The following is an 8,979-nucleotide window of genomic DNA, read 5'->3' as shown; positions in this document are numbered from 1 at the left end:
ATGCAGTCTCCCGCGCGGCAGGGGGCGGGCGGGTAAACCCCTAAAATAATAAGTATTCGTTCGACTTGCCTCCGGCCCCTGGGCCTGAGGGGTAGTCGATCACCGTCAATGCCGCCCGACGCGCCTTTGTGCTGCGCGCGGATGGCATGCCTCCCCTTCTTGGAGTCCTCCCATGTTTCTCAGTCAAATCTCCATTGGCAAGCGCCTGACCTTGGTGCTGGGCCTGATCCTGGCGCTGTTTTTTGCCAGCAGCGTAGTGGCCGTGGTCAAGCTCAGCCAGTTGGGCAAGGAGATCGACGCCATGGTCGACGACAACATCAAGACCGAGCGCGCGGGTTCGGACTGGTTGCGCCACACCACATCGGGCGTGCAGCGTGCTGCGGCCATTGCCAAGAGCAGTGACGCCAGCCTGATTCCCTACTTTGCACCCGCCACGGCCGCGTCGATCCGCGAAACCAATGAGCTGCAGAAGTTCATCGAATCCAAGATGGATACGCCAGAAAAGAAGCAGCTTTTCGCCAAGGTGGGAGAGCTGCGCAAGGACTACCTGGCGGCCCGCGAGGAAGTGAGCAAGCTCAAGCAGGCGGGCGATGCTGAGAACGCCAACAAGGTCTTTACCGAGCGGTTTGAACCTACGTCCCGCAGTTACCTTGCGGGTGTGCAGCAAATGGTGGAAGGCCAGCGAGCTGAGCTGGACGCCGCCGGCAAGCGCAGCGAGGAGCTGCGCGCCCAGACCACGCTGCTGCTGCAGATCTGCACCGGCGTGTCGCTGCTGCTGGGCGCTCTGCTGGCTTGGCTGCTGACCACCAGCATCACGCGCCCGCTGCGTCAGGCCGAAGCAATTGCTGAGACCATCGCTAACATGGACCTGACCGGCGCTCCCCAGGCGAGCTACGCCAATGACGAAACCGGTCACCTGCTGCGCGCCCTGGATGCCATGCGCAGCGCGCTGCACAGCTCGCTGCGGCAAGTACGTGGCGTGGTGGACAGCATCTCCACCGCCAGCACCCAGATCGCCATCGGAAACCAGGACTTGAGCGCACGCACCGAGCAGACCGCCAGCAGCCTGCAGGAGACCGCAAGCTCGATGGAAGAGCTCACCAGCACCGTACGCCAGAGCGCAGACTCCGCTGTGCAGGCCAACCAGCTGGCTGCATCGGCCGCGCAGGTGGCGCAGCGAGGTGGTGAGGTGGTCGCACAAGTGGTGAACACCATGGACGAGATCAACGCCAGCAGCAAGAAGATTGCCGACATCATCGGCACCATCGACGGCATCGCGTTTCAGACGAACATCCTTGCGCTCAATGCTGCCGTGGAGGCAGCGCGCGCAGGCGAGCAGGGCCGCGGTTTTGCGGTGGTGGCCAGCGAAGTGCGTTCGTTGGCCCAGCGCTCGGCCAACGCGGCCAAGGAAATCAAGACACTGATCGGCGTGTCGGTGGAGAAGGTCGAATCCGGTTCTGCGCTGGTGCAGAACGCCGGCAGCACCATGACCGAAATCGTCAGTTCAGTGCGCCGCGTATCCGACATCATCGGCGAGATCAGCGCCGCGGCGTCCGAGCAAAGCCTGGGCATTGGCCAGGTGAATGTGGCCGTGAGCCAGTTGGACCAGATGACGCAGCAGAATGCCGCGCTGGTGGAAGAATCCACTGCCGCCGCCGAGAGCCTGAAGGATCAGGCCTCGCGCCTGTCCGACGTGGTGGGGGCGTTCCGCCTAGGCAACGGGGTGCAGAGCGCTTCCAACGTTTCTGGCGCATATGGCCTGCCTGCACCACAGCCCGGGCAGCCGCTGCGTGTGAGCTGAGCGCGCGGCAGTTCATGCCCATGGGGCGCCCCCGCTGACAGAAAGATTTCTCACACCAGAAAGTCCTCGGCGGACATTCACTCCACGGCGAGCCGTCGTCCTGCGGCTCGCACGTTTGTTTTCATCAGGACCATGTAGAGGAATACCATGTATAAAAACCTCGCAGCCACGCTCGTGGCCGCCTGTTTTTTCGTCCCCGTTTTTTCGCAGGCCTCACCCGCCAAGGGCAGCGCTGCCGATCCTGTCAAGGCCGGATTCGTCTATGTCTCGCCCATCACCGAAGCGGGCTGGACACGCCAGCATGACGAAGGCCGCAAGGCGGTCGAGGCCGCACTGGGCAACCAGGTCAAGACGGTCTTCGTCGAGAACGTGGCCGAAGGCGCCGATGCCGAGCGCGTGATCCGCGACCTGGCGGCCACGGGACACCAGATCATCTTCACGCCCAGCTTTGGCTACATGGAGCCCACGCTCAAGGTGGCGCTGGACTACCCCCAGGTCAAGTTCGAGTCCATCACCGGCTACAAGACCGCGCCCAATGTAGCCACGGCCAACGCGCGTTACTACGAAGGCCGCTACCTGGCGGGCATCGCCGCAGGCCGCATGAGCAAGACCGGCGTGGCCGGATTTGTGGCGGGTTTCCCCATCCCGGAGGTGCTGCAGGGCATCAACGCCTTCACGCTGGGCATGCGCTCGGTCAACCCCCGGGCTACCGTCAAGGTGGTGTGGCTTAACGTGTGGTTCGACCCGCCCAAAGAGCGCGACGCCGCCATGGCGCTGTTCAACCAGGATGTGGATGTGATTGCCTTTCACACCGGCTCTACCGCCGTGATGGCGGCGGCGCAGGAGCGCGGCAAGATGGCGGTGGCCTACCACTCGGACATGCGAAAGACCGGACCGGACGCCCAGATCGTGGCTGTGACGCACCAATGGGGCGCGTACTACACCGAGCGGGTGCGGGCCGTGCAAAGCGGCAGCTGGAAAAGTGCCAACCTGTGGGGCGGCGTGCGCGAGGGCATGATCCGCGTGGGCGACTTTGGCCCCCGGGTTCCTGCCACCGTGCAGCAGGAGGTGCTGAACGCCCAGAAGGCCATTGGGGCGGGCAAGCTCCAGCCCTTTCGCGCAGGCAAGGCGCCAGTGCGCGACAACGACGGGCAAGAGCGCATTGCGGCGGGCCAATCCCTGTCGGATGCACAGATATTGCAGATGAACTGGCTGGTGGAGGGCGTGGTGGGCAAGCTGGCCCGTTGAGCCTGCACGACCTACCGGCGCTCTCTGAACCCCCATATCCACTATGGGGCGCTGCATATACAAACTGCGCCCCCTGCCGCTAAGCTTGCCGCCATGCCTGTATACCGTTCCGCCCTTTTGCGCTTTGCCGACGATGGCACTGCCCTGTATGACCAAGATGGCCTGCTGGCCACGGGCCCCGATGCTCTGGGCTGCCAGCGCGTGCTGGCGGCGGGTGCCTGGCAGGCCCTGGCGCCGCAGTTTGCCGGCGAGCCCGTGGTACATCTGCCGGGGCGCATTCTGGCGCCGGGGTTTGTGGATCTGCACATCCACTTTCCACAGACCGATGTGATCGGTTCCCCCGCCGACGGCCTGCTGCCATGGCTGGAGAACTACACGTTTCCCCACGAGTCCCGCTTTGTCGAACCCGGCTACAGCGAACAGGTGGCGCAGTTTTTCATTGCCGAACTCTTGCGCAATGGTGTGACCACGGCGCTGGCGTTTTCCACATCCCACCCCGAGTCCGCCCATGCATTGTTTGCCGAGGCGCAACGCCAGCAGATGCGCCTGATCACCGGCAAGGTGCTGCAGGACCGCCATTCGCCCGATGGCGTGCGCGATGACACCGAACAAAGCCTCATCGACACCGAAGCGCTGATCCAGCGCTGGCACGGTGTGGACCGACTGGGCTATGCCATCACCCCGCGTTTTGCGCCCACCAGCACACACGAGCAACTGCGCGGCGCGGGCGAGCTGGCTGCGCGCTACCCGGACGTGTGGATTCAGTCGCACGTGGCTGAGAATCTGGACGAGATCCGCTGGGCGCGTGAATTGTTCCCTGCATCGCGCAGCTACCTGGGGGTGTACGACGATTTCGGCCTGATGCGCGAACGGTCGGTGTACGCCCACTGCATCCACTTCGACGATGATGACCGCGCCCTGATGCGCGACACCGGTGCAGTGGCGGCCGTCAGCCCCACCAGCAACCTGTTTTTGGGCAGCGGTTTTTTTGACTATGCCGGGGCTGACCGCGTGGGCTTTCGCTATGGCCTGGCCAGCGACGTGGGTGGAGGAACCAGCTTCAGCCCCTTTCACACGATGATGGCGGCGTATTACGTGGGTCGAGAGGGGCAGACCAAGCAGGGCCTGAGCCTGTCGCCCCAGCAGCTGTGGTGGCAACACACGGCGGGCGCCGCCCGGGCGCTGGGCCTGGAGGGCGTGGTGGGCAACCTGCAGCCCGGCTGCGAGGCCGATTTTGTGGTGCTCAACCCGGCGGCCACGCCGCTGCTGGCGCGCAAGAGCAGCCAGGCACGCAATCTGGATGAGCTTTTGTTTGCCCTGATCGTGTTGGGCGACGATCGGGTGGTAGAGCAAACGGTGATTTCTCAAGCAAAATACGGCTCCCGCGCCTGATCATCAAGCGCTTTCAGCTACACATTTAATAGCGCCCGGCGGTTTTCATGAAAAGCAGCCAGGCCATTGCGCAGGGAGTTCTGCTATGAGCATCAAAAGCGACAAATGGATCCGCCGTATGGCAGCCGAGCACGGCATGATCGAGCCCTTTGAGCCCGGCCAGGTGCGCGAGGTCGAGGGCCGCAAGATCATCAGCTACGGCACCAGCAGCTACGGCTACGACATCCGCTGTGCGCCCGAATTCAAGGTGTTCACCAACATCCACAGCACCGTCGTGGACCCGAAGAACTTCGACGAAAAGAGCTTTGTCGATTTTGAAGGCGACAGCTGCATCATCCCGCCCAACAGCTTTGCGCTGGCCCGCACGGTGGAATACTTTCGCATTCCGCGCAACGTGCTCACCATCTGCCTTGGCAAAAGCACCTATGCGCGTTGCGGCATCATCGTCAATGTCACGCCGTTCGAGCCTGAGTGGGAAGGCTATGTGACGCTGGAGTTCAGCAACACCACGCCGCTGCCCGCACGCATTTACGCGGGCGAGGGCTGTGCCCAGGTGCTGTTCTTCGAGAGTGACAAGGACGATGTCTGCGAGGTCAGCTACCGCGACCGGGGCGGCAAGTACCAGGGCCAGGTGGGCGTGACGCTGCCCAAGGCCTGATTTGGCCCCGGGGGCACGGTGGGGCCCCCGGGCTCTCGTCCTCGTGGCCTCAGCCGCCTGGCTGAATGGCAGGCCACGGCGTGGTTTTTGGCATGAAACCATGCCGCCGCGTGGGGCGGCAGATGGCGAACTGCACCACCTGGCCGCCCAGTTGCAGGTCCACTTCGATGCACCACAGTCCAGATAGCCAACGTATCGTCTGCGCCGCTGCAACCTGAACCTCTACAGGCTCTCATGCCTCCACGCAGACCCGGTTGCGGCCCTGGCCCTTGGCTTCGTAGAGTGCCATGTCGCCGCGCCGCAGGATGGCGGCGCCGGTATCGTTGGCGTTCCGCATGCTGGCCACGCCTGCGCTCAGGGTGATAGTGCCCACCATCGGATCCCGCTGCTGGGCCATGGCTGTGACCAGGGTCTGGGCAATTGCACGTGCGCCTTCCAGGTCGGTGTCGGGCAACAGTGCCACAAATTCCTCACCGCCCAGCCGGGCGATCACGTCCGAGCCACGCAGCCGTGCTTCGAGCGTGCGCGCCAGCCTGCGCAGAACCTCGTCCCCGGCCTCGTGGCCGTAGGTGTCATTCACGCGCTTGAAATGGTCCACATCCACTGCAATCAAGCTCAGCGGCCGGGTGCTGCGCCGGGCCAGCGCCAGTGCAAACGCCATCTGTGTCTCAAACCCGCGCCGGTTCAGCAGTCCGGTGAGTGCATCGGTACGTGCCTGCAGGTCAAGGGCCCGGTTGGCGGCCTCCAGCTCCAGGGTGCGCAGACGCACCTTTTCTTCCATGGCCTCGCGGGCGGCCAACAGACGGTGCGTCATGCGGCCCAGCGCCTGGGAGAGCTGGTGCACCTCGTGGTTGCTGTGCACCGCCGGGATGTTGCTGCCCGGGCGGTTTTCCTCCACCGCGCTGGCGGCTGCGGCCAGCGCATTGAGGTCCTCGCTCAGGCGACGTGCGGCCATCCAGGCCAGCGCCGAGGCCAGCAGTGCTGCCGTCAGGCCGATGGCAAGGGCCATGTGCACGGCGTGCTCGGCCTCGGCAAATGCCAACTCGACCGGCTGGCGCGCCACGATACGCCAGCCCAGGTCGCTGGCGGCATTGCGGGGCTGCAACTGCGTGGCGGCTGTGAGGTAGCGCCTGCCGTCCAGCCAGGGAACCACGGCGGTCTGCAGGCGTCCGCCATCGCGGTTGTTGTTGATGTAGGAGCCCTCGGGCAGGCGTTGGCCAGCGGCTTGCAGCATGGTTCCGTGCCGCCGAGGCGCCAGGATCATCTGGCCCTGGCGGTCAAAGATGAACAGTTCCACCGCGTTTTCTACCGAGGTAGGCGGCGTAAGACCTTCCAGCACTTCGCGCGTCCATTCCCAGCCGCCAAGGATGCACAGCACGCCCACGGTGGTGGGGCCAATGCGGATGGGTGCGGCGAAGTTCACAAACCGGTGGGGTTCGCCAGAAGCCGTGGGGGGCAGCAGGCTTTCGAGAAGCTGGGCAGAGTGCACATCGCCCACATGGACCTCTTGCAGCCCGCGCTCGAACCAGGGGCGGTGCGCCACACTGTGGCCCAGCAGAAGGCCGCCAGTGGCGTTGCGCACCACCCCCTGCGCGTCCGCCACGCCGATCCACAGGTTGCTGGGTTGCATTGCCTGGCTGCGGGCCAGCATGTGCTGGGCCTCGGGCGAGTCCAGCCCTGCGGACCAGACCATGGCGGCGCTGGCCAGCACTTCGGCCTCCAGGCTGCGCTGCATCAGTCCGGTGGCCAGCAGTTTGCCTGCGTTCTCGGCCACGGCCTGCAGGGAATCCCCCGCATCGCGCTGGATGCGGTGCTTGAGCAGCTCGCCAAACCCTAGCGACAAAAGCACGGCCAGTGCGATGACCAGTGTGCCGAACACCAGTGCAATCTGCATGCGCAGGCTGTGGGCGGAAAAGCGCGCGAGCAGGGCCATGGGCGGGCCTCTCAGGTGGCCGGGGGGTGCTTGGCGCCCTGGCGCAAGGCCAGCCGAGCGGCGGCCAGGTCCCAGCCGGCCCAGCCACAGCTCTTGAACAAAACCGGTCCAGCGGGAGTTCGGGGCGCCCATGCGCCGCATACCACGTCTCGCAACGCGGGCAGGGCGGCCACGTCCAGCCCTGCTTGCAGCAAATCGCCCGCCTCGTGGCAGGCGTCGGCCGTGTCCACCACGATGCTGCCGTGCTCTGCCACATGCCGGCACAGCGCGGGTGCCAGCTCTGCCATGGCGGGGGTGAAAGCGCCTACAGCCGTGATAAATGCGTCTGGCCGGGGTGTGGCGTGCAGCACGAGGCTGTTGGCCGTTGTGCATGCTGCCACCAGGGGGCAGTGGGCCAGGGCTGCGTCGGCGTCGGCCACCACCCGCACCTGTGCGCCCATCGCGCGCACCTGCGAGGCCAGCGTCTCGGCGCTGGCCATGCTGCGTGAGCTTATCCAGACCTCCTTCACCCCGAGCCCCTGCACAAACGCCTCGGCATGGGCCAGGCCCTGCACACCGGCGCCCACGATAAGCAAGGGGCCCTGAGGCGCCAGCGCCAGGTGCCGCGCCGCCAGCAGCGATACAGCTGCCGTGCGCCGGGCAGTGACCGTGGGGCCGTCCAGCACCAGCTGGCGCGCACCGGTGGCGATGTCGAACACCACCACATCACCCTGGATAGAGGGGCGCCCGGTGCCCGCGTTGGCGGGCGTGAACGTGATGAGCTTGGTCATGGCCACGCTGCGGTCGGTGGCGGGCATGAGAAACAGACTGCCTCCCTGGGCCAGGGGCAACACGCTGCGTGCGGGTACTGAGACGGTGCCGTCGCGCAGCAGCAGGGCAATTTCGTCGGCCAGCGCCGACCATGGAAGCTGCTGCGCGGTCGCCGCAGCATCCAGGGCGCCAGTGGCCGGGGTGGAGGAAGCAAAAGACATGGCCTGACTGTACACAGCGGCCAGCGTTTCAGGGCTGATTGATAGGGAAACCCCCATTTTTCAGGGCATCCCCGGGGTCCCGGGCCATGGGCTGCCTCAGTGCGTGGCCCCAGCCTGCAAGGTGATGTCCTGGGGGGCGAGCACAGCGGCCCACAGTGCGACGTGAACGCCGCGCACCATGTCGCGCAGCGGCATGTGGGGAGTCCCCTGCGCGGTGAGCCAGGGCACATGCACAAAGCCACCCCTCGCCCCGGCCGGGCCTGTGCCCTGGGCCAGTAGGTGCAGCAGGCCATAGAGCACGTGGTTGCAGACGAAGGTGCCCGCCGTCTGCGACACCTCGCAGGGCAGGCCCGCACGCTGTACGGCGCGCAGCATGGCCTTGATGGGCAGGCTGGCAAAGTAGGCGGCGGGTCCCTCCGCCGCCACGGGGGTGTCGATGGGCTGGGCGCCGATGTTGTCGGGAATGCGGGCGTCGTTAATGTTGATGCCTATGCGCTCCAGCGAGAGCGCGCTGCGTCCACCAGCCAGACCCAGGCACACCGTCATGGCGGGTTGGTGCATGTGCACCAGCGCCGCCAGCCGCTGCAGCGACTGCCCAAACACCGTGGGCAGTTGCGCGGCCACCACGCGGTAGCCGCCAATGCGCTGACCCTGCAGCGCCTGGGCGATGAGCCAGCTGGGGTTCAGTGGATCGCCACCAAAGGGGTCAAAGCCCGTGAGAAGGATCACCGGGTCGGGTACGGGCGTGAGGTGGCGGGTGTCGTTGATCATGGCGGGACTGTGGCAGGGGCATGCTCGAGCGGGCATGCGCGCATGGTGGCACATCGTAGTTCGCTGCATCGCCAGCAGAGCGGCGCGTAATATCCGGCATGGCCTTCCACCCGCAGGAGGGCGCAGGAGGACCGGAATGAAATGGGAAGGCAATCGCGAATCCGACAACGTGGAAGACCGCCGCAGTGGTGGTGGAGGTGGGGGC

At 65.6% G+C, this 8,979-nt stretch carries 8 protein-coding genes; 5 read left to right on the top strand and 3 right to left on the bottom strand.

Annotated elements, in window-relative coordinates:
• Nucleotides 1-172: 172 nt before the first annotated feature.
• From DBR12_RS02010 to dcd, 4 genes are all read left to right on the top strand, one after another.
• The gene (locus DBR12_RS02010; protein WP_233244252.1) at nt 173-1,801 is read left to right on the top strand and encodes a methyl-accepting chemotaxis protein; all 1,629 of its coding nucleotides are present in this window, start codon (nt 173-175) and stop codon (nt 1,799-1,801) included.
• A 147-nt stretch (nt 1,802-1,948) separates the two neighbouring features.
• On the top strand, nt 1,949-3,049 hold the full coding sequence (locus DBR12_RS02005) for a BMP family ABC transporter substrate-binding protein (RefSeq protein ID WP_108615720.1): 1,101 nt from the start codon (nt 1,949-1,951) through the stop codon (nt 3,047-3,049).
• 93 nt (nt 3,050-3,142) lie between these two features.
• On the top strand, nt 3,143-4,441 hold the full coding sequence (gene guaD, locus DBR12_RS02000) for a guanine deaminase (protein WP_108615719.1): 1,299 nt from the start codon (nt 3,143-3,145) through the stop codon (nt 4,439-4,441).
• Nucleotides 4,442-4,526: 85 nt separating this feature from the next.
• Nucleotides 4,527-5,099: a dCTP deaminase gene (gene dcd, locus DBR12_RS01995; protein WP_015012892.1), complete on the top strand. Its 573-nt coding sequence runs from the start codon at nt 4,527-4,529 to the stop codon at nt 5,097-5,099.
• A gap of 232 nt (nt 5,100-5,331) precedes the next feature.
• Here dcd and DBR12_RS01990 read toward each other — a convergent pair whose 3' ends face one another.
• The 3 genes from DBR12_RS01990 to pcp form a co-directional block, all read right to left on the bottom strand.
• Nucleotides 5,332-7,032, bottom strand: coding sequence for a diguanylate cyclase (locus tag DBR12_RS01990; protein ID WP_108615718.1), 1,701 nt, complete (start codon nt 7,030-7,032; stop codon nt 5,332-5,334).
• Nucleotides 7,033-7,043: 11 nt separating this feature from the next.
• Complete coding sequence (locus tag DBR12_RS01985; RefSeq protein ID WP_108615717.1) at nt 7,044-8,003, bottom strand: delta(1)-pyrroline-2-carboxylate reductase family protein; 960 nt, start codon at nt 8,001-8,003, stop codon at nt 7,044-7,046.
• Nucleotides 8,004-8,099: 96 nt separating this feature from the next.
• Entirely contained in the window at nt 8,100-8,774 is a 675-nt protein-coding gene (pcp, locus tag DBR12_RS01980) for a pyroglutamyl-peptidase I (protein ID WP_108615716.1), read from the bottom strand.
• A 136-nt stretch (nt 8,775-8,910) separates the two neighbouring features.
• Here pcp and DBR12_RS22485 point away from each other — a divergent pair.
• A partial coding sequence (locus DBR12_RS22485; RefSeq protein WP_233244253.1) for a neutral zinc metallopeptidase occupies nt 8,911-8,979 on the top strand: 69 nt, incomplete at its 3' end.

Origin of the sequence: Acidovorax sp. HMWF029 (assembly GCF_003060895.1) — a bacterium.
Taxonomy (GTDB): Bacteria; Pseudomonadota; Gammaproteobacteria; order Burkholderiales; family Burkholderiaceae_C; genus Acidovorax.
This window is presented reverse-complemented; position numbering and strand designations above follow the sequence as displayed.

Excerpts from the sequence above, each read along its gene's own strand:
- DBR12_RS02010 (WP_233244252.1), top strand. The coding sequence starts at position 173 with ATGTTTCTCAGTCAAATCTCCATTGGCAAGCGCCTGACCTTGGTGCTG.
- DBR12_RS02005 (WP_108615720.1), top strand. The coding sequence starts at position 1,949 with ATGTATAAAAACCTCGCAGCCACGCTCGTGGCCGCCTGTTTTTTCGTC.
- guaD (WP_108615719.1), top strand. The coding sequence starts at position 3,143 with ATGCCTGTATACCGTTCCGCCCTTTTGCGCTTTGCCGACGATGGCACT.
- dcd (WP_015012892.1), top strand. The coding sequence starts at position 4,527 with ATGAGCATCAAAAGCGACAAATGGATCCGCCGTATGGCAGCCGAGCAC.
- DBR12_RS01990 (WP_108615718.1), bottom strand. The coding sequence starts at position 7,032 with ATGGCCCTGCTCGCGCGCTTTTCCGCCCACAGCCTGCGCATGCAGATT.
- DBR12_RS01985 (WP_108615717.1), bottom strand. The coding sequence starts at position 8,003 with ATGTCTTTTGCTTCCTCCACCCCGGCCACTGGCGCCCTGGATGCTGCG.
- pcp (WP_108615716.1), bottom strand. The coding sequence starts at position 8,774 with ATGATCAACGACACCCGCCACCTCACGCCCGTACCCGACCCGGTGATC.